Below are 23,395 nucleotides of genomic sequence, written 5' to 3' on the forward strand. Positions count from 1 at the left end.
CGTCAGGCGGACAGGCTGGCGTGCATCTCCCACACCATGACCTCGGCCGGCTCGACGGCGGTGATCCGCTGACCGCCCACCGCGGTGAACCTGACGGCGTCGCCCTCGTGCAGTTGCCCCGCGCCTTCGAGCGTCACCTCGCCCCGTGCGACGAACAGGTGCAGGTAAGGCGCGTCGGGCAGCTCGACGCTCTGCCTCACACCGAGCCTGGCGACGTGCAGAGCCGCGTACCGGTTCCTGATACGGATGGCGGCAGCGCCGTCGTGCCGTTCCATCCCGGACGCGACCGTGACGAGGCCATCCCGGAGCAACTCGTTGTCGATCTCGAGCTGCTCGTAGCCGGGTGCGATCCCGTTCTCGTCCGGCGCAACCCACATCTGAACGAAGTGAACGGGTTCGTCGTGCGGCTCGCCGCCGTCGGGCAGCCGCCACGAGTCGTTCTTCTCGGAGTGCAGGATGCCTCGGCCGGCGCTCATCCGCTGGGCCAGCCCGGGGTAGATCACGCCCGAGTTGCCGGTCGAGTCCTGGTGGACGAGCGAACCCCGCAGTACCCAGGTGACGATCTCCATGTCGCGGTGCGGGTGGGTCTCGAAGCCCGCGCCTGCGCGCACGGTGTCGTCGTTGTTGACCAGTAGCAGTCCGTGATGGGTGTTTGACGGATCGTAGTGGTGGCCGAATGAGAAGGAGTGCTTGGAGTCGAGCCAGTTGATCTTTGTCTTGGGGCGGTCGTCTGCGCGGCGGATGTCGACCTTCGACCGCTGTGTCATGTCGGCCATGATGGCCCCTTCCCATCTCCATGACGCATCATTAAGGTGCATGACGTGTCAATCAGATCCCGGGGTGACGCATTCCCGACCCCGCCACCCGAGGTCCCGCCGCCTGCCGCACCCGCGGTCGCGGGCGCCGCGGTGTCCTGGCTGACTCGGCGGGAGCAGCGCGTATGGCGGCGCTACCTGCTCATGACCAGCCAGCTAACCGTGTGGATGAACCGCCAACTCGCCGCGGAGGCGGGGATCTCACTCGCCGACTACGACGTTCTCGTCCGCCTCACCGACACCCCCGAAGGGCGCCTGCGGGTGACCAAGCTGGCCAGGGAGCTCTCGTGGGAGCAGAGCAGGCTCTCCCATCACGTCGCCCGGATGCAGCGGCGTGGCCTCGTGGCGCGCGAGGAGTGCGCCGACGACGGCCGCGGCGCCCTTGTCGTGCTCACGGAGCGCGGCCGCGCCATGATCGAACAGGCCGCTCCCGCTCATGTCGCTTTCGTCCGTGAGCATGTGTTCGACATGCTCACGGAAGCCCAGGTCGACGCCCTTGACGCGATCGCCACGTCAGTACTGACCCGGCTCGCCGCGGACGACCACCCGTCATCCGCCTGATTCGCCACCCGTGCCCCGGGGCTTGTCGTCAAGATCATGAGGTCTCGGGCTCGAGATAGGGCGGCGGGGTGACCGTGATCCTTCTGCCCAGTGTCGTGGTCCACTCGAAGACACCCTCACGTGGCTGGCTGATCTGCCAGCCACTGCGGTGGCGCATGCGGTGATGTCGTCGACACAGAAGGCCCAGATTGTCCAGTGCTGTCCGGCCGCCCACGGCGTCGGGGACGGTGTGGTCGAGCTCGCAGTGGACCGCGCGCCGGGCGCACCCGGGCATGCGGCAGGTGCGGTCGCGCGCGCACGTGACGTACTTGCGCCGGGGTGGGGTGCCGGCGGTCGGAGACGTCGAGGAGGACGCCGCGCTGGTCGGTCAGGAGTCGCCGCCAGGTCGACCCTGGCCGAGCGGCCATCTCGCGGGCGACAGCTCCGGGGATGGTGCCGACACCTGGGATCTCACCGGGCTCCGACGATATGCCGAGCAGTGTGGTCACGGGCACGACCACCTGGACGTCGCAGGAGAACGGCCGGCCGTGCTCGGCTCGTCCGGTGAGCAGGTCGACGACGACGTCGGCCCGGATCTGGTCCGTCGTCCGTTCGTCGTGGGTATCCCGGGCGGCGACGATCTCGCGGGTCACCTGGTCGACTCGCCGGTAGCAGGCGTCTGCCTCCTCCGCCGGGAGCAACGCGGACAGCGTGCTGCTGCCCTCCTCGCCGGGACGAACCCAGACCCGTCGCGCGGCTCTTCGTGAACGGGCCCGCTCCGCCGAGCCGTCGGGGTCGATCCGCTGGACCGTGCGTCGGCACGCATCGGCGAAGGCTCCCTGAGTGGGACGTGGCCCGCCTTCCAGCACGCGCCTCTCCACGGCGGCCGCCAGTTCGTCATCCAACGGGCGAACGGCGCGTTCCAGGGATCTCAACCGAGATAGATCAATTGCCCCGTTTTTCAGTGTCGTCAACGCGCGGGGGAGCCGATCCGTGATCGTGCGCGCGTAGGTCATGTCTCGCGCCACCGAGGTGGCGGAGGCGCCGACCTCGATCGCCACGTCCTCCGGAGCAAGCTCGTCAAAAGTCCCGGTCGCCGCCTCGCGTGGTGGATTCATATGAGTGATGGCCGATAGATCCTCCATCATTCCTGCCTGAAGCCAGCCGAGCACCTTTAACTTGGTGCGATACCTGTCGACACGATGACAGAATCGCCGCAAGAAGGGCGTGGCCTGATCCAGGTCGCTCCTCGCGGTTCCGGCGCCGGTTGCCGCGATTGCCTCGGCCAGGACCGTGCGGAGCGCGTCCACCAGGTCGAACGAGACGTCTGATCGCTGCGGTTCGGAATCCATACCCGCTGCCGTCGACGCCCGGGTCATGGAGCTGTCGAACTGATCCATCAGGTTCACCGCCCACCGTCAGTGAAATTCTTCGAACATGCGTTCGATCCTAGGGTAGGGTCGGCTCTGCTGGCAAGGGTTCGGGCGAGTCGTCCCGAGGGTGACCTGATCTGTGGGTGGGTCGTTTCGTGGGTGAATGGAAATAAGTAGATGAATTATATGGATTACAAAGACAGGCAAATTCTTTTGCTTCTTCAGTGGCTAACGATCACTCTCGTTGGTGGCTGCACGGGAGACGTTCTCCGCCGCGGTGTGTGGTGCGGCCTGTCCGACCGCCTCGGGTCGGAGCCCGACGCCGACCGCACGGGCGAGCACGCGCTGGGCGGCCGGTATCCGGGCGAGGAGCCGGACCGGCATGGGCGCCGTGACCGGCTTGTCGCCGGCCTCCAGCACCGGGCGCAGCAACCCTCGTTGGGCGACCCGCTGCGCAAGCTGGGTGAGGATGGTCGGTGGCGTGCGGCGACGCTGTACCGCGGCCAGCCGCCCGGGCGGTGGTGCGGTTCCGGTGCCCCGGCCGGCGAGCAGGGGCGCACGGAGGATACGTGCCGCGGCGACCGCGTCCTGGATCGCCAGATTGATCCCGACCCCGCCGATCGGCGACATCGCGTGAGCGGCGTCCCCTATGAGCAGTGCGCCGGGAGCGTGCCAGCGCCGCACCCGGTCGACCTGCACCCTCAGCAGGTGGACGTCCTCCCAGCTTCTGATCTCATCGACCCGGTCGGCGAGGTCCGGAGCGAGCGTCGCGACGTTGTCGCGGAGGCGGTCGAGTCCCGCCGCGTGCACGGCGTCGTATCCGCCCTTGCGGATCAGATAGGCGGTCTGCCAGTAGCTGCCCCGATCGATGCGGATGAGCATCCGTCCCGGGCCGACCAGGCCGCCGAGGCCATCCCCGTCACTCGCCCGGCGTGGGAGCCGGAACCACAACACATCCATCGGAGCGCCGAAACGTCGCAGTGGCAGGCCAAGCGACGCGCGGACGACAGATCCGCGGCCGTCGGCACCGACCGTGAGACGCGCCCGCACCACCCGGCGGCCCTGGGTGGTCCGAGCCTCGGCGCCCACCACCCGATCGCCATCCCGGACAAGGCCGGTCACCTCGTGCTCACGCAGCAGCGTGAAGGTCGGAATGTCGGCGCCGGCCTGCGCGAGCATCTCCAGCAGGTCCCACTGCGGGACGAAGTAAATGTAGGGATGACTCACCCGCAGCCGGGAGAAGTCGGCGACCTGGTAGGTCCCGTCCGCGAAGCTGAATCTCAGCCCGGTGACCTGGCGTCCGGGCAGGTCGCGCACGCGTTCGCCAAGGCCGATCGAATCCAGCAGATCGAGCGTGGACGGGTGCACGGTGTCCCCGCGGAAGTCGCGCAGGAAGTCGGCGTGCTTCTCCAACACGCAGGTCTCGAGGCCGTCGCGGGCGAGCAACAGGCCGAGCATCATCCCGGCCGGGCCTGCGCCCACCACACACACGTCGAACGCGGGGCCTGCGGCGTCAGGCATCATGCAGATGCAGTACCCACTGCCTCGGGATCCGAGCGCGGTCCAGGGGGATCAGGTCTGCAGGGAGATCTGCGGTGGGATGCCGCCGTCCGGACCTTCCCCCGAGCCGTCTCCGTTCGGGCTGCGCGTGAAGCTCGCCATCGACGCGGCGGCGAGCTCCTCTACCACTGTGCCGTCGATGGTCTCCCGTTCCAGCAGGCGCGCAGTCAGGGCGTCGAGTGCGTTCCGATGCATGCGCAGCAGGTCGATGGCTCGCGCCTGAGCCTCCCGCAGCAGCCGTGCCACCTCGGCGTCGATCACTCGTTGCGTCTGCTCCGAGTAGGGGCGGGCCATGAGGTCGTCCCCGCCGAGGAAGTTGGGCCCGTCGGACGAGTAGCCCACCGGTCCGATCTCCTCCGACAGCCCGAACTCACGCACCATCCGGGTGGCGAGTTGGGTCGCGCCGGCCAGGTCGTTCGAGGCACCGGTGGAGCCGTGGCCGAACACCACCAGCTCGGCCGCCCGACCGCCGAGCCGCACGGCCAGGCTGTCCAGCAGATAGGCCTCGGAGTAGAGGTGCCGCTCGGCCTCGGGGAGCTGCTGGGTGACGCCGAGCGCCATGCCTGCGGGAAGGATGGTCACCTTCGAGACCGGGTCGGCGTCGTCGCAGAGCGCCGCCACCAGGGCATGGCCCGACTCGTGCACGGCGACGGACCGCTTCTCGTCCGGGAGCAGGGCGTTCGAGGCATCGCGCCGTCCGAGGAGAATGCGGTCACGTGCGGCGTCGAGATCGGCGGCGCTGACCACCGAACGTCCGTCGCGGACGGCGTTGATCGCCGCCTCGTTGACGAGGCTGGCCAGGTCCGCGCCGGAGAATCCGGGCGTGCCCCGGGCGATCCGGGTGAGGTCGGCGTCATCGGTGAGTGCCTTGCCACGGGTGTGCACGGCGAGGATCTCGGCCCGTTCGGACTGGGTCGGCAGCGGCACCGTGACCTGGCGGTCGAACCGACCCGGGCGCAGCAGCGCGTGGTCAAGGGTCTCGGGGCGGTTCGTGGCGGCGAGGACGACCACGCCCGACGTGGACTCGAACCCGTCCATCTCGGCGAGGAGCTGGTTCAGCGTCTGCTCGCGCTCGTCGTTGGACCCGCCGAACGCGCTGGAGCCGCGCCGGCCGCCGATGGCGTCGATCTCGTCGATGAAGATGATGGACGGCGCCCGCTTGCGAGCCTCGGTGAAGAGGTCCCGCACCCGGGATGCGCCGACACCGACGAACATCTCGACGAAGCCCGAGCCGGTGATCGAGAGGAACGGCACCTCGGCCTCGCCGGCGACGGCGCGCGCGAGCAGGGTCTTGCCGGTGCCGGGCGGGCCGACCATCAGCACGCCGCGCGGGCCGTGTGCGCCGACCTCAAGATACTGGTCGGGATTGCGCAGGAAGTCGACGACCTCGCTGATCTCCTGCTTCGCACCCTCGTAGCCGGCAACGTCACTGAAGCGGGTCTCCGGCCGGTCCGCCTCGGTGATCTTCGCTCGGGAGCGGCTGAACATTCCGAGCGCGCCGCCGCCGGAGAGCTGGCGCCGGGCCATGCGGCCGGACCACACGAAGAAACCGATCAGGAGCAGCAGCGGGAGGAAGCTCAGCACCACCGACCAGAACGACGTGCCCGTCCTGGTGGCCGTGATCTGCACCTTCTTGGCGGCGAGCTGACGTTCGAGCGCGGTTGTGTCGAGTGCGGTGGGGATCTGGGTGGTGAAGTCAGTGCCGTCGGTCAGCGTGCCGTCGACACCACCGCGGTCGTCGATGGTGACCGAGCGCACCACGCCGCTGTCGACTCGACCCACGAAATCGGAGTAGGTCAGCGAATCCGGCTGGGTGGCGAACAGGCTCGGAGCGATCAGCAGCATCACCGTGACGAGCAGCCCGACCGGGATGAGGAACCTGCGCCAGCCCGGCATCGGCGGCGGCGCGGGTTTCGGGGGAGTGTCCTTCGGCGGCCCGGATTTCGCCGGCGCGGAGGCATGAATATGGCCGATGCTCACACGGGAGATCACGATCTTCTCCTGGCGTCCACAGATCGGTCCGGATACCGGCTGCTGGCAGCCGGTGAATTGACGCCCATTCGCCCTTTCTATCAGCGATTTCTGCTGCGATGTATCGGGTCGGGCGGACGTCCCGTCGCGGGGACGCGCCGTGCCGACTCAGGCCGGGACGGTGTCGCACGCCGCCATCGAGGCGCCCCGGTATCCGTTCAGGAAGGCCTCACTTCGCTGCTCCGCCGAGCCGTGGGTCCACGACTCCGGGTCGACGCGGCCGCCGGCCGAGGCCTGGATCCGGTCATCGCCCACGGCCTCGGCCGCCCGGAGCGCCTCGTCGAGCTCAGCTTCGTTGATCGTGACGTTGCCGGCGGAGTTCGCCAGCGTGCTCCACACCCCGGCGTAGCAGTCGGCCTGCAGTTCGAGCTGCACCGACAGCGCGTTGCGGCGGGACGGGTCGGCGTTCTGCGCCTCGCGCAGCCGCTGCTCGGTTCCGGTGATCGTCTGGATGTGGTGCCCGACCTCGTGAGCGACGATGTAGGCCTGCGCGTACCGGCCCTGCGCCCCGAAGTCCCGCTGGAGCTGCTCGAGGAACCCGAGATCGATGAAGACCCGTCGGTCGGGTGGGCAGTAGAAGGGCCCAATCTGCGCGGACGCCGTTCCGCATCCGGTCGAGACCGCGTCGGAGAAGTAGACCAGCCGCGGGTCGGAGTACTGCTGGCCGGCCCGGGCGAACTGGGCCGTCCAGACCTCGTTCACCTCGTTGAAGACCTTGAGGACGAAGCAGTCGTCGTAATGGTCCAGGGCGCCGGCAGTGTTGCAACGGGTGGCGATCTCGCTGCCCGTCGTGCCCTGTTCGGTGCCCGGCTGCGCACCCCCCGACCCGTCGCTGCCCGTTCCGTTCGCGCCCGTCCCGTCGCCGCCGCCGAGCACGGCCACCACCAGGTAGATGAGCAGGCCGACCAGGCCGGCACCACCGCCGCCGATGGCGGCACCGCGGCCCAGGCCGCCGCCGCGTCTGTCCTCGAGCTGGGACGTGTCGACCGACGAATCGTCGAACCGCATGGCCTGCCTCTCGACGCGCCTCGTGGATACCGTCCGGGAGCAGACGTCATGCGGGATATGTCCATGATGTGGCAAGGGCGAACATCGGGCGGGCCTGGGGGTTCAGTGCTCGAGGCGGGCCCGTACCTCTGGTCGGCGCAGCGGCGGCACTGTCCCGGGCGGCTGGCGGCGCGCGGGCAGCTCCCTGAGCAGGCGGTGGACGCTCGCGGACACCTCGGCCACCGCCGCCTCGAAGGCCCCGGCCGCGGCGGGCGGTGGCTGGCGCAGGCCGCTCACCTTCCGGACAAACTGCCGGGCAGCCGCCTCGATCTCCTCGTCGGTCGCGGGAGGCTCGAGTCCGCGCAGCTCAGTGATGTTGCGACACATGACTCCACGGTAGGCCGGCTCCCGTGCCGTCTCGGCGGCGTGCCCGTGGCTCGCGGGTCCGTAACTTGCGTCGCCGTGGCTCGGGTGGCTGTGGCTCGCGAGCAGGTGCCTCCCGGTCAGGCCGGGGGTCGGCGCCTGTCAGAGGTCCACGGTCCCCGAGATACAGGTGACAGTGTCGCCACCGACCCACACCGACCCGTCCGGATCACGGGAGAGACGGACCCTGCCCTCCCGCCCGAGCAGCGTCCCCTGGCTGACGACATACGCCCCGTCCGCCTTGCCGATGTCGAACAGCCAGGTCGCGAGGGAGGCGTTGAGGCTGCCGGTCACCGGGTCCTCGACAGTGGTGATCTGGGGCGTGAAGGCGCGGACTTCGAAGGCGCCCGGCCCGCCGGGCGGGTGTGGCCCGACAACCCCCACGGCCAGGTCGACGGCGCCCGGGCGGATCGCGAGCACGGCCGCGGCGGAGTCGAGCAGCACGCCGACCCAGCCCGGGCCGTTGTCCACCCACTGCGCGGCGAGGATGTCCGCCGGGTCGAGGCGGAGCATCTCGGCGAGGTGCCGCACGAGTTCGGCGTCGGCGGGCTCGTAACGCAGCAGCGGCGGTCCCGAGAAGGCCAGTCCCGAGGCGTCGTCGCGACGGACGGTGATCAGACCCGCCTCACATTCCTGCACGATCCGGTCGGGATCGCGCGGCGTGTGGCCGGATGTCAGCCAGGCGTGGCATGTCCCCAGAGTGGGATGACCCGCGAACGGAAGCTCGGCCGTCGGCGTGAAGATGCGCACCCGGTAGTCGGCCCCGGGTGCCGTCGGGGCCTGGACGAACGTTGTCTCGGAAAGGTTCGTCCAGGCGGCGAAGCGGCGCATCGCCGCACTGGGCAGCCCCTCGGCGTCGAGGACGACCGCGACGGGATTGCCCAGGCAACTGCCGGACGTGAAGACGTCCACCTGCTGGAACGCTCGCCGCATGACCGGTTACGAGCTCAGTCGCAGGGGGTCGAACCGCTCGCGGTATCGGCTGGCGCGGTAGACACCGAGGATGCGGTAGTCGGCGAAGAAGCCGAGTTCGGCGAAGGCGCGTTCCACCGCGGGATCCTCCGGGCTGCCCTCGACGTCGGCGAGGAACTGCGTCGCCACGAACTCGCCGCTGATCATGCAGCTTTCGAGCTTCGTCATGTTGATGCCGTTGGTGGCGAAACCGCCGAGAGCCTTGTACAGCGCGGCCGGCATGTTGCGCACCTTGAACACGAAGGTGGTCACGATCGGTCCGACGCCGGCCGCGGCCCGCAGGCGCTCGTTCGACAGGATGAGGAAGCGGGTCGTGTTGTGATCCTCGTCCTCGAGGTCGGGCCGGAGCACCTGCAGGCCGTATTCCTCGGCTGCCAGCCGCGAGGCGACGGCAGCCTTCGTCACGTCACCCCACTCGGCGACCTCGCGGGCGCTGCCCGCGGTGTCCGCGGCGGGCACGGCGGTGAGCCCGAGCCCGCGGATCGCGTTGCGGCACTGGGCCAGGGCCTGCGGATGGCTGTGCACGGTCTTCAGATCGTCCATGGTCGCCCGCGGCAGCCCGAGGAGCTGATGGCGTATGGGCAGGAAGAACTCACCGATGATGTGCACGGAGGAGTTCGGCAGCAGATGGTGGATGTCGGCGACCCGGCCCGCGGTCGAGTTCTCCACCGGGATCATCGCCAGACCGACCGTGCCGTCCTCCAGCGCGGTGAAGCACTCCTCAAAGGTCTGGAACGGTACCGCCTCGAAGTCGGGGTAGACGTCGCGGCAGGCGATGTGGGAGTTGGCTCCCGGCTCGCCCTGATATGCGATCTTCTGACTCCCGGTCATCGCGGGTTCCTGCCTCCGGTCTGTGGTTCTGCTGCAAAGCCGTCGCACGGGCGGTCCCGCCGGGCCCGCCGTGGCTGGCTGGTCGGCGCACGGCCTGGACGTCCGGCCGCCGTATCCGACGGTACCGGGCCGCCACCCCGGCACCCCCGGCCGCCGGGTCTGCTGGTGCCGGTCCGGGCGTCCGGGCGGGGATCAGACGGAGTGCGCGTCGGCGAACGCGTCGAGGATCTCCCGGGGAATGCGGCCGCGGTCGCCGACCTCGAATCCGTTCTGGCGGGCCCAGGCGCGGATCCTCCCGGCGTCCCGGCCGGCGGCCGCGCTTCCGTTCCCACCCCCGCTCGCTGCCGTCACGGCGAGAGCCGGGGCTCCGCCGGACTCACCGGCGCCGGGGTCGGGCGGGACGACGTGCGTGGCCAGCGTCCGGATCTGCTCCGCATCTCTGGTGGGCGTGAGCACGTTCGCCCCCGGCAGATAGCTGATCGTGACCAGCTCGGCGTCGCCAGGTGGGGTCAAGGCGCCGTCCGTCTGTCCTGGTCCGTCGGCGCGCAGCTGCGCACCCACCGCTCGTGCCAGGTCGGTGAGATGCTCGTGGTGCGTCAGCAGAATGATCTGCCAGCGCCCGGAGATCTCGGCCAGCACGCGAAGTGCCGCCTCGGCGCGCGTGTCGTCGAACGTCATCAGGACGTCGTCGAGCACGACCGGCAGCGTGGGTTCGCCGCGGCTGGTCCGCTCCCGCTGGAGCTGGTCGATCGCCGCCAGGCGCAGGGCCAGGAACACCTGGTCGGCCGTGCCCTCGGAAAGCTCGCCCGGGCCGAGCTCGTCCTCGTCGGCGCGGACGACCCGCAGCGTCCGGGCGCCGTCGCCGCGATCGATGGCCCGCAGGGCGACGTAGCGGCCCTCGGTGAGCCGTTCGAGCAGGCGTCCCGCGTCCGCGAGCAGGGGGGACGCGTGACGGCGCTCGTAGGACTCCAGCTCACGGCCAAGCGTCTCGTACTGGATGCGCGCGATGACGTAGCGCTCCGCCGTCTCGGCTACGAGCGCCAGGGACTCCTGCGCACGGGCGTGCAGCTCGCCGGTGGCCGCGCCGCTCTCGAGATCCCGCAGATGCCGTTCGACCGTCCCGACGGCCGTCCACGCCTCTGTCTGCGCGGCCGTGCGGCGCTCGTGCTCGTCGCGCGCGGCGGTGAGGTCGGCGGCGAGGTCCTCGTCGGTGCTCGCGGCCAGCGCGCCGACGACGGCTTCGAGCTCGTCGCCGGGTGCCGCGGCGCGCAGCAGGCCTTCGGTGGCGGTCATCGCCGCCGTGATCCCGGCGAGGTCCCGGCCGCGGTCCGCCGCGTCGGCCAGTTGCTGACCGGGCGCGAGGACGACCTGCGCGCGCAACTCGTCGAGGCGGCCGACGGCGCTGTCCCGCAGCAGCGTCGCGGCGGCGACCCGGGTGCTCAGGGTGGCGACCGCCTGGTCGATCTCCGCGCGGCGGGTACGGCTCTCGATGCTCGCCTGGTGCCGTGCGCTGAGCTGATCGAGCAGATCGGCCAGCTCGTCGGCCTCATCGCCCGGCCTGTCGGGCGCGACTGGGCCCGCCGCGAGACGTTCGCCGCCAGTTCCGGTTCCACTCCCAGCCCCACTCCCGGCCCCGGCGCTGGTGTCGGTGTCGGGGCGCTGGCCGCGCGAGCGGTGCAGGAGGCCATGACGGGCCGAGAGCTCGCGGACGTCCGCGGCGAACGCCCGATGGCGGCCGGCGGCACGCTCGGCGTCCCGCGCGGCGCGGTCGGCCTGCTCGTGCAGAGCCACCGCCTGCGCGAGCACGCCCCGCCGTTCGGTCCAGCCCCGCGGGTCGGTGACCGAAGCCAGCCCGGCCGCCCGGACGAGGTTGTCCCAGTCGCCCTCGGCGCCGAGCAGCTCCTCGCGCCGCTTGTCCCGTTCGCGTTCGGCCTCCTCGACGGCCCGCCCGAAGTGGGCGGCGTCAGCCCGGCGGACCTGTGCGAGGTCGTCGTCCGCGAGTACGGTCTGCGCGCAGGTGAGAAGACTGTCGAGGTCGGCGTCCACCCGGGCGAGGCCGACCTCGGCGAGGGCCTGGGCGAGCGCGGTCCGCTGGGCGTCGGCCTGGGCACCCAGCCGGGCGATGCGGGTCTCCGCGGCGAGCAGCTCCGCGTGCGCCCGGTGCGCCTCGTCAACAGCCCGCTGGACGTCGTCCGCGTCCGCCCGAGAGGGCACGGCCAGGCCTGGCTCGTGCCAGTGGCCCTCCCACGCCGCGCGGGCTTGATCGGCTGCCTCGGCGGCGGCCGTGGTGGCGGCGAGCGCCGCGGTGGCCCGTTCGTGCGCGAGGTCGGCGTCCCGGTGGAGCTGGGCCCGCCGGGCGGCCAGATCGGCGTGGCGGATGAGCTGATCCGCGACCTCGTCGGCGCGGGCGATTCCGGCGGCGATGACCGGGAGCAGCTCGCGAGCCCGCTCCGGCGTCAGCCGGCCGCCGACTGGTGGCACCCCGCCAACGGCCGGGGCGGGGGTCCGGCCGTCGGTCGCGGGCGGCAGGCCGCCGGCCGCGTCGACCAGCAGGTTCCAGAGCTCCTCGCGGGTCGCGCGGGCCCGGTCGAGCGTGGCCTGGTCCGGGAGGTCGCGGCCGTCGGCGTCGGCGACCCGGCTCTGCGTGAGCTCGAGGTCCCGGGTGGCGCCGACGAGCTCCTCCTCGCGGCGGGCGAGGGCCATTTCTGCGGCGTCGAGCCGGTCGCGCGCCAGCCGGATCTCGTCGCGCCCGGGCATCCCGGGCGGCGGGCCGTCCGGGTCGCGGGCGCCGGCGCGGCGCAGCGCCTCCCGGCGGTCGCGGACAGCGCGGGCCGCCTCGTCGACAGCCGCCCTGGTCAGCGCGGTCGCCGAGCCCTCGCCGGCTATCGCGCCGAGTACCGCCTTCAGCTGGCTGATCGACGCCGGGTCGTGGCCCGGGGACTGATCGGTGCCGTCGCGGCGCAGGCGGGCGGCGGCGAGCGCGTCCTCGGCGCGGCGCAGCTCGTCGGTCAGCTCGCCGACCGTCACGGCGAGCGCGTCGAGCTGGGCCGCGAGGTCACGCGGCACGTGCAGGTCGGCCAGGAGCTCGGCGGCGGTGCGCGGGTCGCCCGGACCGGCCAGGTCGAGCAGGAGCGCACGGGCGGAGTCCGCGTGGCGCGCGGCCTCGTTCTCGAGCGCGCGGGCGTCGGCGCCGTCGCCGAGCCGCGCCACGCGGGACTGCTCCAGCCGGGTGATCATCTCGCCGTCGGCGAGCATGGACTCGTCGGTCGTCAGCGCCTCCCGCGCGGCCCGGCGGTCGAGCAGATCGGCGGTCAGCCGGTCGAGGTCGGCCTCGGCCGTCGCGGCCTCCCGCACGCTGGCGTCGAACAGCGCCGTCTCCTCGGCGGTGAGGGCCACACCCGCGGCGAGCAGCGCGGCGTGGCGTTCCCGGAGCACGACCAGCTCCCGGGCATGTGGGGCTGCGCGCACCCACCGTTCCAGGCGGGAGCGGCGGTCGGCGGCGGCTCGGGTCGCCACCGCGGCCGCCTGCGCGTCGCGGCGGCGCAGCGCCTGCTCCCGGCGGGCATCGTCGACATGGGCCGCGCGGGTCATGGCGGACGCCGCCTGCTCGGCCAGCCGCTCGTAGTCCGCCAGCGCGGTGCGGACCCGGACGCTCTTGTTGTTGCGGTGGGCCTTGTACAGGGAGTCCATCTCCGCGGCGAGCGTGTCGAGCAGGCCGCGGACCGCCCGCCCGCTGCGCGCGGTGAAGACGAGCTCGGCCAGGTCGCCGGTGCCCTCGAAGACACTTGCGCCACCTGCCCGCAGCTCGGCGTGGGACAGCCCGAACGCCTGCCGCCAGCGCCGACGCGCGTCGGCGCCACCGGAACCCCACGGGGGGAGGAAGACCGCGCCGTCGTCAACGGTCTGCAGACCGCTGTTGCGCCGCCTGACCTCGACCCTGGCCGGCGGCGCCTGCCGGGCCGGCCCCGTCTCCTGGGACGACGGCGGGAGCTCGGCCGGATGCGTCGTGGGCAGTTCGAGGTCGGCCGTCAGACTCAGCGCGCCCTGGCCGAACTGGAAGCTCCGCCGGGTGCCGCGGAAGGTCCACAGCAGGTCCGACAGGGCGTCGAGCGTCGTCGACTTGCCGGCCTCGTTCGCGCCGACGACCACCGTCAGCCCACGGCCGAACTCGATCCGCCGGTCCTCGAAAGCACCGTAGCGATCCAGGCCGAGCGCGCGGACCCGCATCAGGCGTCGTCTCCGGAGAGGCGCGCGAGCAGGCCGTCCCCGGCGCGCCGGGCGAGGTCGGCGAGTGTGCGGGGATCGCCCAGGTCGAGCAGGTCGGCTCCGCGCAGCAGCCGTCCGACCTCGCGGTCCAGGGGGCCGATCCACTGCGCGAGGTCCTCGGGGCGGGTGCCCAGATCGTCGCAGGCCGCGCGTACGGCGGCGACCAGCTCGGGGTCGACGGCGCCGGCCGGCCGCGGGTCGGTCACCCGGTTGACGATCTTCTCCAGACAGACCTGCAGGCCGTCGGCGACCGTGCGGAGCTCCTCGCGCAGCCGTTCGGCGTCGGCAAGACCCGCGGCGGCCCGCGACGCGCCGGTGAGCACGGTGCGCGCGACGACCGGACGGTCTCCCGCGGAGTCCCGCGCCGCCCGCAGTTCGGCCGTGACCCGGCCCAGGACGTCGTCGAGGGTGTCGGCGCCGGCGGTGTCGACGGTGAGGACAGCCCAGCGGGCCACGTCGCAGGGGACGTGCTCGATGCGGGCGGGGCCGTCCTGGGGGATCTCGACGACGAGGGCGCCCTTTGGCCCGCTCTCCCGCGGGGTGCGGCCCTGGAGATTGCCGCTGAACGCGGCGACCTGGCGGCCCCCGGGCCCGTCCCCGCGGGTCGCCGTGCCGCCGGGAAGTGGGCCGCCGTGAACGACGCGATGGGAGTGGACATGGCCGAGGGCGAAGTAGTCGTAGCCCGTGCGGGCCAGGTCGTCCTCCGAGCACGGGGCGTAGTTGGCATGGCCTTCGGCGCCGTCGGCGGCAGTGTGCAGCAGGCCGACGTTCACCAGCCCGGCCAGGGCGTCCGGGTAGCGCTGGACGAGGTTGTCGTGGACGGCGGCGGTCGCGTAGCTCTGCCCGTGCACGGCCAGCCCGAGGTCGTCCGCCACATGCGTGCCCGGCCGGTCCGAGGCGAACACCCGGACGTTCGGGGGCAGGGTCAGCGACCGGGTGATCTCGCTCTCGGCGTCGTGGTTGCCGGAGATCATGTAGACGGGGATGTCGGCGTCGCGCAGGCGGCCCATCTGCTCGACGAAGAACCGGCCGGTCGCGTAGTCCCGCCAGGTTCCGTCGTAGACGTCCCCGGCGAGCAGGAGCGCGTCCGCCGCCCGGTCGACGCTGAGGTCGACGAGGTTCGCCAGGGCCCGCCGGGTTGCCTGCCGCAGCAGGTGGGCCAGGTCGCCGTCACCCAGCCGGGTCAGTCCCCGAAGGGGGCTGTCGAGATGGATGTCCGCGGCGTGGACGAGGCGCATCTTCCCCCTGGCGTCGGGCCGCCACAGGCCAGGGAGGGCATGTGGTTCCGGGCGGTCGGCGCGTCCCGCGGGCGGTTGCCGTGAGACGCGGACGGCCCGTCGGAAGGAGGGAGCAGGCCGAACGACCAGAACCTAGTACCGCAATCGGACATCTCGAACTGTCCACGCCGGAGGATCCAGTGATCTCGTCAAATTTTTGGTGCTTTGTCCCTGTTTTTTGGGAGTGTTGTCGTCGTAGGGGCGGAGCTTCGGGCGGTTCAGCGCCCGGACTTGGAACGGGAGCCGGAGCGCGATCCGCCGCCGGAGCGACGGGCCCGCGAGCGCGTGCCGACGTCCACCTGCCGGGCGGGGCCGGCGCCGGCGGCGACGTTCGCCAGGTCGGCGGTGATGCTGCTGTTGATGAGCCCGACGGTCCGATCACGGTCGCCGTCGTCGAGGCCTTCGAGCAGGCTGTGTATCAGGCTCACGATGTTCCTCCACGCTGCGGGGCGATCTCGGGGTTCGTACGTCTGCTGCCCGGACCGAGCGTGTTAAAGCGTGCAATCGCCGCTTTTTCCTGGCGACAAGGATCCTGGCGACAAGGATCCCGGTGGCCAGGACCCTGGCGACGAGGATCCCGGCGACAAGGATCCCGGTGGCCAGGACCCTGGCGACGAGGATCAGGGCGCCGGCGAGAGGCCCCCGTCGAGGTTGATGCCGACGCCGGTCAGATAACCGGCGCGGGGGGAGAGCAGGAAGGCCGCGAGGTCCGCGAAGTCCTGGGCGCGGCCGACCCGTCCGAGGGGGATGTCGGAGCCCCGGCTCAGCTCGGCGTACAGCTCGTCCACGCCGATGCCTCGCTCGGCTGCGCGGCGGTCCCACTGGCCGCTCTCCAGCAGCCCGATCAGCACCGCGTTCACCCGGATTCCGTCCGGGCCGAGTTCCTTGGACAGCGCCTTGGTGAGGGCGAGCCCGGCCGCCCGGGAGACCGAGGTGGGGGTCGATCCGGCGCCGGGGGTCTTCGCGGCAATGGCCAGCGTGTTGATCACGGAGCCGCCGCCGGCCGCGCGCAGGTGCGGCAGCGCCAACCGGGTCAGCCGGACGGTGCTGTGCACCTTGAGCTGCAGGTCGGCGTCCCAGACCTCGTCGGTGTGCGACGCGAACGGCCCGGCGGCGCTGCGCCCGGCGTTGTTCACCAGGCCGTCGATCCGCCCCCAGCGGCCGACGGCCTGCTCGACGAACCGCTCGAGGTCGGCCAGGCGGGTGACGTCCGCGGGGACGGGCAGGAACTCCGCGCCGGCCGCGGCGGTCGGTGCCACCTCGGCAGCGAGGCGGTTGAGGCGGTCCGCGTCGCGGGCGCAGAACGCGACACGCGCCCCCTCCGCGGCGAGGGTGCGCACCAACGCGGCGCCGAGCCCGTCCGAGCCGCCGGTGATCAGGACGACCTTGCCCGCCAGCTCGAGATCCACACCGTCTCCTCTGCCGCCCGCGCTCCGCCCAGTCCAGCCCAGCGCGCCCGCTCCGCCACTGCCCGCAACCCTATTCGGACCCGCGACCTCCGCGGACCCGAAGCCCTGTGCGGTGGGCCGGACAAGCACGCCGGGATAAGCGCCGTCGACGTCCGTGCCGTCGCAGGAGATCGCCATGCCGTTGACCCAGACTCCGACGATGCCGTGGGTCCCGGCGATCAGCCGGTCGCCGCGGGCGGGGAGGTCCCAGACCCGGACGGGATCGTCGTCGCCGACGGTGCCGGGGCAAACGCGACCAGGTCGGCCGCGTAGCGGGGCCTGATCAGGCCGCGGTCGGTGAGGCCGAAGACCTCGGCGGGCTGGCCGGTGAGGCGCCAGACCGCCTCGGCGAGACCGAGCGCGCCCTTCTCCCGGACCCAGCACGAACATCCGCAGCGGGGTGTGGGTGATGAACGTGCCGACGTTGAGCCGCTTGCGCCGCCGGTCGATGGCGGCGACTTACTCGGGGAACGTCTCGAACGACCACTCGATCCCGGCGTCGGGCATTTCGCGGGACATGCCCTCGACATTCTCCAGGGTGGAGCCCATCGTGCCGCGCTGGTCCGGGCGCAGCGGGGCGACGCCGAGCCCGCAGTTGCCGTAGATGACCGTCGTGATGCCGTGCCAGGAGGTCGGGGTGAGCTCGCCGTCCCAGAGGATCTGCGCGTTGTAGTGCGTGTGCGGGTCGATGAAGCCGGGCGCCAGTACGAGGCCGGTGAGGTCCACGACCTCGGCGCCGTCTCCTTGCTCCTCATGTTCGCCCGGGTCGTCCCAGTGCTCGATACAAATTAAGTCGGATAATAAGTCTTCCACTCTATTTTGCCGTCCAAGATGCTATTACATAACAGATAAGGGTCGAAATCTGGTCACGACATATAAGTCAGACATTAGTGGTCTGCGAGTTCGGCCGGGGTCGTCCGGGCTGAGTGGAGTCGGGGCGAGGAGCGGTGCGATGGAGCGGGAGTAGCTGAACCCGGCGGGCGCGTGGAGCACGGTGGGGCGCAGCTACAGCCACGTCGTCAAGATCATTAGTCCGAACAGGCTGATCTTTCTGGCCGGCCAGGCGCCGGCGGACGAGAACTTCAAGGTCATCGGCGGCGTGCTCGACGCCCTCGACAGCCTCGACGCCGCGGAGGCGGCGGAGGCCACTGAGGCCGGTGACGCTCTTGACCGGCCGAAAGATCGTGGGCGCCTCGTTCGGGGCTGGCGCGGTCGCCTGGTGCACGGTGCACCATCCGGAGCGGGTCGCCGCGCTCGTGCTTGTGGGCTCCCTGGGTCTCGTCCCCACCCCGGGCAACCGGCGGGCGGGGGCCGCACAGCGGCTGCGCGACCAGAGCCTGCCGGCCGTCCGCAACGACACCCCGGCCGGCCGGGACGTCTTCGAGCGGCTCGGCCGGTACATGGAGACCGGGGGCGACGACGACCTGGTGCTGGCCGGGCTGGCGGAGCTCGCCCCCGGGCTGCCCGTCCAGATCGTCTGGGGCGCGAAGAACGGGCCCTTCCCCATCTCGATGGCGCACGCCGCCCATGCGGCCCTGCCGGGCTCGGAGCTGGTGGTCGTGGACCGGGCCCGCCCACGTTCCCTACCTGGAACGTCCCGAGGTCTTCAACGAGGCGTTTCTCGACTTCGTGACCCGCCGTGTCCTGACGACCGGCCGCGCCGCGACCTGAACCCGATCAGACGGTGGCCGAGCCCGCGGCAGCCGGCGATTCGGTGGCCGCGGCGATCGTACTCGCGGCCTCAACTGATCCGGTGCCGACGGTACGCCGTCGCGCGGCCTCCACCCCGCCGGGAACGAGAACGCGCAACTCGTCTATGTGGGCGCGCATCAGAACTCCGGCCTGTTCGGCGTCGCCGCGTTCGATGGCCTCGTAGATCTCGTGGTGCTGCCGGGCGGAGCGTTCCCAGAATGTGGCGTCGACGCTCGAACGCTGGAAGCGGGTCCGCAGAACGCTGAAGACCGGTGTCGCCACCAGATTCAGCAGGGGATTGCCGCAGGCGGCCAGGATCGAGGCGTGGAATCCGTTGCTGCCCTCGTACCGTTCGACCGGATCCTCGATCCGTTCGGCGGCCGTGGTCGCTTTCCGGATCATCTCGAGCTGGGCGGGCGTCCGCCGGACGGCGGCCAGCCGGGCGGCCGGGACCTCGAGCAGGTCACAGGCCTCGATCAGCTGATCCACACTGACCAGGTCGGCGCCCGAGAGCAGGCCGAGGCCGGTCTCGAGGAAATCGCCCATCAGGCCGGTGTCCGGCGCCGCGACGAAGGTGCCGCCGTGGACTCCCCGCCGCGTCTCGACCAGGTGCTGGGACGACAGTAGCCGTAGCGCCTCGCGGACCGTGGACCGGCTGACGCCGAACATCGTCGACAGCTCGGCCTCGACGGGCAGGCGCTGACCGGCGGTCAGATCGCCGCGCACGATCAGCTCCTGTAGCTGAGCCGCAACCTGGACGTAGGCGGGGCGCACCCGCTCCACGCTGAGCATCCCAGTCCACCCGTCTCGCGGCCGCCACAGCGGATGTCGAAGCAACGACCGTCTCGAAGAACAGCCGCCAGAAGTTGTCAGTCAGCGAGGTCACTATACATCAGACGATTTAGGTGGGGTGGCTGGACCGTGAGTCTGTCGAGGCTCGTCCGGGCAGAGGTTGTCTTGTGTGACATCTGCCGGGGGAGCGCGCCGAGAAAGCGGCGCCTTATCTCTCGCGGGATCCGTCGCTTCTCCCGTGAGGCGCCCGGCACCCGGCGCATTCTCCACGGAAAGTGACGGTGGACGTCCTGCCCGCCGCGGTGGGGGCGCCCACGGGCCGGGCCGCCGCCGTCCGAACAAGCGCCCGGACGCGCGTCCAGCCGGGCGGCCGAATCGCGACTGGATCCGGGGGCGAGCGCGGCCGCTATCCCGGTCAGGCACAGCAGGCCCAGCGCCGCGAACGCGAGCCGGAAGCCGTCGAGGAGCAGTGAGAGCTCCGACGTGCTCAGCTCGGCGGGCCGGTCCGCGTACGCCGCCGCCTTCTGCGCTGGCGGCAGTTGGGCGGTGCCACTCCGGGTGACAGCCCGGTGCTCACGGCCAGCCCCGTGTTCTGCAGGGCGGAGCGCAGGCCGTTCGCGACCTCGATCCGCCCGGGCACCACGACCGAGGTGGTCTTCGGGGAGAGCGTCGAGCAGGCCCGGGAGAGCCGGATCGGTGTCGGCACCGCCTGGCTGACCATGGGCAGCCTCGACGGCAAGCAGGTCCCCCCTTGGCGTCCGGCTCGTCCGCGGTGACCCCGGCGCCCCGGCACCCTGGGCCGAGGCGGGGCTCGCACTTTGGCATCCGGCTCGCCCTGCGGGCGGGCACGTGAGGCGACTGGTCAGGAGCCGTTCCTGTCGGGCGGGGCGAGTCGGGAGCGGGCGGCGTCCAGGTCGGGGACGAACCAGTGGTGCACTCCCTGGTTGGACTCGCGCACCAGGTCCCGCAGGGCGCCGCTAGCCGCCGTGAACGCCGAGATGTCCCCCACCACGGCCAGCCCGACCTGGTAGTTGACGAACTTCTGCAGGATCTGACCGGCCAGGCCGCTGCGGAGCTCGAAGAACTCCGGTGTGAGCCGCGTGACCGGGACCGCCGCCCACGCGGCCCGCAGATACATCGCGGTGCCGATGATGTCCAGAGCGTTCTGCTCGACACGGACCAGAGGACCCTCCGGCGAGCAGACGAGGACGGATACGGCGCCCACCTGTTCGAGCTCGTCGGGTACCGCCCCGTTGGAAATCGTGAGGTCCTCCGCCACGGTTTCTTCCTCTTCTCGTGAGTGCGCGCTGGCGAGGAGCGCGTCGAAACTCACGGTGGCGACCTGGATACTGCCCGTTGTTCGCGGTAATCCTCGCCCACCGGACCCCTCGACCTGCGGCATCCCTATGGTTCTTTATTGATGCCGACTTCACGGCATGACTGATCCTTTTATGGAAGTTTAGGGAAGGATAGTGCGCGTCGCCGGTGCGCGTCGACCGGCTCGTCGGTGCTGGCGTCAGTCGAACTCTGCCCGTGAAGTTGATCGCGGCTCCGTGGCGGGCGGCTGGGTGGCGGGCGGCTGGGTGGTGCGCGGCCGGTCGGGGGTCAGCGCGCCGAGCGCGGCGTCTGTCACCCACTCGCGGTAGGCGTCGTGGGACCACCCGCGCTCGCGGACCAGTAGGCCGTAGACATCCGGGGAGAAGATCGTCCAGAGCGTGTCGCGGATGCGCTCGACGTCGTCCGCGGCGGCTGTGCCCAGGCGATCGGCGACGGTCGCCGCGACGATGCCCGCTCCGGTCAGGCGCTGGTGTTCGAGGTCGCGCGCGAGCTCGCCGGCCTGTGGATCGACGTCCGCGGCCCGGCGCAGTGCCGACAGCAGCGGGAAGGCGCGCTGCGCGATCTCCGTCGCGGCCACCGCGAACGCGCCGAGCACCTCGCCGGCCGTGGCGCCGTCGTGGACGGCCCGCATGGCCGGCCGCTCGTGCAGGGCGACCGGTTCGTCGTCGCCCGCGACCGCCTCGTCGACGGCCACCCTGAGAAGGTTGATCTTCGAGGAGAAGTAGGCGAAGACGGTCGGCGTGGAGACTCCGGCAGCCGCGGCTATCTGGGCCATCGAGGTCGCCGCGAAGCCCTGCCGGACGAACAGCTCGGTGGCCGCACCGATCGCCCGGGCGCGGTTCTCCCGGGCCTGGGCCTGGCGGCCGGTGGCGTCGTACCGGCGTCGCGGCTGTCGGCTGACCGTCATTCGCTTACTCTAGCCAGTATTGGATATAGCTTCGATAAAACCAAAGGAGGCGGCTGTGATCAGACTGGCCTACGAGATCTTCGGGGACGGCCCGACGATCCTGCTCGTGCACGGCGGGGCCGAAGACGCGGCGATGCTCGCCCCACAGGCCCTGGCGCTGGCGGCCACCGGGTGGCGTGCGGTCGTGTACGACCGCCGGGGAACTGGTGCCAGCACCCGGGACGGCTGGCCGGGCGGCGGCGTCGACCAGCACGCCGATGACGCCGCCGACCTGATCCGTGAGCTCGCCCGCGTTCCCAGCGCTTTCGGTGGTTCCGGTTCTGCCAGCGGTTCCGGTTCTCCCAGCGCTCCCGGCGCTCCCGGCGCTCCCGGCGCTCCCGGCCGTTCCGGGCCGGTGACAGTTCTCGGGTTCAGCTCGGGCGGGGTCGTCGCGATGGCGCTCGCGGGCCGGCATCCGGACCTGGTTGCCGAGGCGATCGCCTGGGAGCCGGCGGCGATCGGTGTACTGCCGGACGGCGCCGCCGCCCACGCGGAGATCATGAAGCCGATCGAGGAGTACACGGCGCGCCGCCCGGGGGACTGGACGGGCGCCTACCACCGGGCGCTCGAGGTGCTCTCCGGGGGCACGGCCGATCTGACGGATCCGGCTGTGATCCGCTCGGCGGTCAACGCCGAGGCGTTTGTGCGTGACGACGCCCGGCTGATCACGTCGCACCCCTTCGCCGCGGCGGACCTCCCGCCCGACCGGATCACCGTGGCCGTCGGGGCGGGGACGAGTCCGCTCCACCGGCTGATCGCCGATCGGCTGGCCGAATGGGCCGATCTGCCCGTGACCACCGTGGCGGGCGCCGACGATCACGAGGTCCACCTGTCGCGCCCCGAGGTGCTCGCGACCCACCTTGCGGAGCGGGCGGCGCGCGCCGGCGGTCCGGTGTCGTGACGGTCATGAGGACCACCCGCGCGCCGTGGACCGGGGATGCCGCGAACAGCCTGGCCGCCGGGGACACCCGCACGACACGTCCCCACCCTGGTGGACCGGCCGGCCCGGGACGGGTGCTGTGGGTGCTGTGGCCGCTGGGGCTGGCGTTGACCGGGGCACATGCCGGGGCCGGCGCGCTCGCCACGCCGCTGTTCGTCCCGCTCGACGCAGCCTATCTCGTGCTCGCGGCGGTGCTGGTCGGACGGGCGCTGCGCGCGCGTGCCGGCGCCCACGGCGGGGGACCGGACGCCCCGGCGGTACTGCTGCTCGGGGCCGGTGTCTCGGTCTTCGCCCTGGCCGCCCTCACCGGCATACCGACCGCACACCATCCCGGCGCGATGCTGGCGAACACCGCCGTCCTCATGCTTGCCGCGGCCCTGATCGCGGTGGGTGTCGTGCTGGCGGCGGCCCGCCTGTGGGATGGGCCCGGGCGCGCGCCGGCCGCGATGGCCTGCGCCGTGCTCCTCCTCGGTGGCGCCGGCTACCTCGCCAACCTGGTCGCGCGGGTGGGGGTGGTGCTGGCCGGGGCGGCACCCGCTCAGGCCCGGGTCGAGACGAGCGCCTGGGAGGCCCGGTCCTACCTGCTGGGACTGCCGGCCGAGCCGTCCGCGGTCGTGCTGCTGCTGGTCTGGCTCGACCTGCTGCAGCTTGGCTACGTCGTGCTCACCCAGGTGGCGGTGGTGCTGCTCGCCGTCAGTCTGGGCCGGCACGGGTGGCTGGACGCGTCGATCGCGCGGGTCGCGGCCGTCGGGGGCTCGGCTCTGGCCGGGGTGACGGTCCTCGCCGTGGGGCTCGCGGTGTCAGGTGGCGCGTTCGACGTGCCGGGCCTGGAACGGGTGAGCGCGCCAGCGGCCTGGACGGCCTATCTCCTGACCGTTCCGTTCATGTCGACGCTACCGGCGTTCCTGGTCGGGGCCGGCCTGCTTGCTCCGAGCCGGGCACCGGAGGCGCGCTAGGTTCGGTGGCGCGGCGATGCTGTGCGCGGCGAGCTCCATGACCTCCCTGTCGAGGCTGGTCCAGGTGGTCAGCTCGTTCTAAGTGGGCGTTCTGCACGCTTTTGCCGGGTCTCAACTTGGGTTGATCTTTGGGGTGGTCGGTGGGGCGGGCTGGGGAAGGACGAACAGGCCGGGATCGGGCTCGGTGAGAACACCCCGTTCCACCAGG

Annotated in this window: 23 protein-coding genes and 1 pseudogene; 6 read left to right on the top strand and 18 right to left on the bottom strand. The window is 71.7% G+C overall.

The genetic code is table 11. The features are described 5' to 3' along the window. Positions 1 to 2: 2 nt before the first annotated feature. Positions 3 to 776, bottom strand: a complete 774-nt coding sequence (locus FMEAI12_RS10485; protein ID WP_200835246.1) for a pirin-like bicupin family protein — start codon at positions 774 to 776, stop codon at positions 3 to 5. A 45-nt stretch (positions 777 to 821) separates the two neighbouring features. Between FMEAI12_RS10485 and FMEAI12_RS10490 the strand changes: the two genes are divergently transcribed. Continuing rightward, complete coding sequence (locus FMEAI12_RS10490; protein WP_235013873.1) at positions 822 to 1,376, top strand: MarR family winged helix-turn-helix transcriptional regulator; 555 nt, start codon at positions 822 to 824, stop codon at positions 1,374 to 1,376. Between the two features lie 34 nt (positions 1,377 to 1,410). On the opposite strand, the gene FMEAI12_RS38005 is transcribed toward FMEAI12_RS10490, so the two are convergent. The 14 genes and pseudogenes from FMEAI12_RS38005 to FMEAI12_RS10555 form a co-directional block, all read right to left on the bottom strand. Beyond that, on the bottom strand, positions 1,411 to 1,650 hold the full coding sequence (locus FMEAI12_RS38005; protein WP_071065588.1) for an HNH endonuclease signature motif containing protein: 240 nt from the start codon (positions 1,648 to 1,650) through the stop codon (positions 1,411 to 1,413). Between the two features lie 73 nt (positions 1,651 to 1,723). Continuing rightward, positions 1,724 to 2,755, bottom strand: a pseudogene (locus FMEAI12_RS10495) (DUF222 domain-containing protein); the annotation flags it as partial. A gap of 201 nt (positions 2,756 to 2,956) precedes the next feature. Continuing rightward, positions 2,957 to 4,252, bottom strand: a complete 1,296-nt coding sequence (locus FMEAI12_RS10500) for an FAD-dependent oxidoreductase (protein WP_112105857.1) — start codon at positions 4,250 to 4,252, stop codon at positions 2,957 to 2,959. 48 nt (positions 4,253 to 4,300) lie between these two features. Next, positions 4,301 to 6,280 (bottom strand): ATP-dependent zinc metalloprotease FtsH, encoded by a 1,980-nt coding sequence (gene ftsH, locus FMEAI12_RS10505; RefSeq protein ID WP_112105858.1) that lies wholly within the window; start codon positions 6,278 to 6,280, stop codon positions 4,301 to 4,303. A 147-nt stretch (positions 6,281 to 6,427) separates the two neighbouring features. Then, positions 6,428 to 7,327 carry a neutral zinc metallopeptidase gene (locus tag FMEAI12_RS10510; RefSeq protein WP_112105859.1) on the bottom strand — a complete coding sequence of 300 codons (900 nt, stop codon included), beginning with the start codon at positions 7,325 to 7,327 and terminating at the stop codon, positions 6,428 to 6,430. A gap of 102 nt (positions 7,328 to 7,429) precedes the next feature. Then, positions 7,430 to 7,693 (bottom strand): DUF2277 domain-containing protein, encoded by a 264-nt coding sequence (locus tag FMEAI12_RS10515; protein WP_112105860.1) that lies wholly within the window; start codon positions 7,691 to 7,693, stop codon positions 7,430 to 7,432. Between the two features lie 138 nt (positions 7,694 to 7,831). Then, entirely contained in the window at positions 7,832 to 8,662 is an 831-nt protein-coding gene (locus FMEAI12_RS10520) for a PhzF family phenazine biosynthesis protein (protein WP_071065583.1), read from the bottom strand. Between the two features lie 6 nt (positions 8,663 to 8,668). Beyond that, on the bottom strand, positions 8,669 to 9,532 hold the full coding sequence (locus tag FMEAI12_RS10525; RefSeq protein ID WP_112105861.1) for a prephenate dehydratase: 864 nt from the start codon (positions 9,530 to 9,532) through the stop codon (positions 8,669 to 8,671). Positions 9,533 to 9,724: 192 nt separating this feature from the next. Beyond that, entirely contained in the window at positions 9,725 to 13,759 is a 4,035-nt protein-coding gene (locus tag FMEAI12_RS10530; RefSeq protein ID WP_112105862.1) for a histone-like nucleoid-structuring protein Lsr2, read from the bottom strand. Beyond that, on the bottom strand, positions 13,759 to 15,036 hold the full coding sequence (locus tag FMEAI12_RS10535) for a DNA repair exonuclease (protein WP_112105863.1): 1,278 nt from the start codon (positions 15,034 to 15,036) through the stop codon (positions 13,759 to 13,761). Before FMEAI12_RS10535 ends, FMEAI12_RS10530 begins: the two co-directional genes overlap by 1 nt. Positions 15,037 to 15,293: 257 nt before the next feature. Further along, positions 15,294 to 15,503, bottom strand: a complete 210-nt coding sequence (locus FMEAI12_RS10540) for a hypothetical protein (protein WP_112105864.1) — start codon at positions 15,501 to 15,503, stop codon at positions 15,294 to 15,296. A 192-nt stretch (positions 15,504 to 15,695) separates the two neighbouring features. Next, on the bottom strand, positions 15,696 to 16,484 hold the full coding sequence (locus FMEAI12_RS10550) for an SDR family oxidoreductase (RefSeq protein ID WP_071065578.1): 789 nt from the start codon (positions 16,482 to 16,484) through the stop codon (positions 15,696 to 15,698). Between the two features lie 218 nt (positions 16,485 to 16,702). Next, positions 16,703 to 17,053, bottom strand: coding sequence for an amidohydrolase family protein (locus tag FMEAI12_RS39825; protein WP_368672065.1), 351 nt, complete (start codon positions 17,051 to 17,053; stop codon positions 16,703 to 16,705). Next, positions 16,983 to 17,336 (bottom strand): amidohydrolase family protein, encoded by a 354-nt coding sequence (locus FMEAI12_RS10555; RefSeq protein ID WP_235013874.1) that lies wholly within the window; start codon positions 17,334 to 17,336, stop codon positions 16,983 to 16,985. The genes FMEAI12_RS39825 and FMEAI12_RS10555 overlap by 71 nt, the downstream gene beginning before the upstream one ends. Before the next feature lie 714 nt (positions 17,337 to 18,050). Here FMEAI12_RS10555 and FMEAI12_RS36575 point away from each other — a divergent pair. Beyond that, positions 18,051 to 18,194, top strand: a complete 144-nt coding sequence (locus FMEAI12_RS36575) for a hypothetical protein (RefSeq protein WP_160144255.1) — start codon at positions 18,051 to 18,053, stop codon at positions 18,192 to 18,194. A gap of 6 nt (positions 18,195 to 18,200) precedes the next feature. Here FMEAI12_RS36575 and FMEAI12_RS10560 read toward each other — a convergent pair whose 3' ends face one another. Then, positions 18,201 to 19,007: a FadR/GntR family transcriptional regulator gene (locus tag FMEAI12_RS10560; protein ID WP_112105865.1), complete on the bottom strand. Its 807-nt coding sequence runs from the start codon at positions 19,005 to 19,007 to the stop codon at positions 18,201 to 18,203. A 281-nt stretch (positions 19,008 to 19,288) separates the two neighbouring features. Between FMEAI12_RS10560 and FMEAI12_RS10565 the strand changes: the two genes are divergently transcribed. Next, entirely contained in the window at positions 19,289 to 19,480 is a 192-nt protein-coding gene (locus tag FMEAI12_RS10565; protein ID WP_131625990.1) for a hypothetical protein, read from the top strand. Positions 19,481 to 19,576: 96 nt separating this feature from the next. Continuing rightward, complete coding sequence (locus FMEAI12_RS36580) at positions 19,577 to 19,783, top strand: hypothetical protein (protein WP_131625989.1); 207 nt, start codon at positions 19,577 to 19,579, stop codon at positions 19,781 to 19,783. 86 nt (positions 19,784 to 19,869) lie between these two features. Here the strand turns inward: FMEAI12_RS36580 and FMEAI12_RS10575 are convergent, their stop codons facing one another. Next, complete coding sequence (locus FMEAI12_RS10575) at positions 19,870 to 20,286, bottom strand: DUF4180 domain-containing protein (RefSeq protein WP_112105868.1); 417 nt, start codon at positions 20,284 to 20,286, stop codon at positions 19,870 to 19,872. A gap of 237 nt (positions 20,287 to 20,523) precedes the next feature. Further along, on the bottom strand, positions 20,524 to 21,252 hold the full coding sequence (locus tag FMEAI12_RS10580; RefSeq protein WP_112105869.1) for a TetR/AcrR family transcriptional regulator: 729 nt from the start codon (positions 21,250 to 21,252) through the stop codon (positions 20,524 to 20,526). Positions 21,253 to 21,307: 55 nt separating this feature from the next. On the opposite strand from FMEAI12_RS10580, the gene FMEAI12_RS10585 reads away from it, so the two are divergent. Together FMEAI12_RS10585 and FMEAI12_RS10590 are read left to right on the top strand one after the other, a co-directional pair. Further along, positions 21,308 to 22,192: an alpha/beta fold hydrolase gene (locus tag FMEAI12_RS10585; RefSeq protein ID WP_112105870.1), complete on the top strand. Its 885-nt coding sequence runs from the start codon at positions 21,308 to 21,310 to the stop codon at positions 22,190 to 22,192. Next, the gene (locus FMEAI12_RS10590; RefSeq protein ID WP_112105871.1) at positions 22,189 to 23,187 is read left to right on the top strand and encodes a hypothetical protein; all 999 of its coding nucleotides are present in this window, start codon (positions 22,189 to 22,191) and stop codon (positions 23,185 to 23,187) included. The genes FMEAI12_RS10585 and FMEAI12_RS10590 overlap by 4 nt, the downstream gene beginning before the upstream one ends. Positions 23,188 to 23,395 lie beyond the last annotated feature (208 nt).

The sequence above is a fragment of the Parafrankia sp. Ea1.12 genome (assembly GCF_900465275.1).
In the GTDB taxonomy this organism is placed as follows: Bacteria; Actinomycetota; Actinomycetes; order Frankiales; family Frankiaceae; genus Parafrankia; species Parafrankia soli.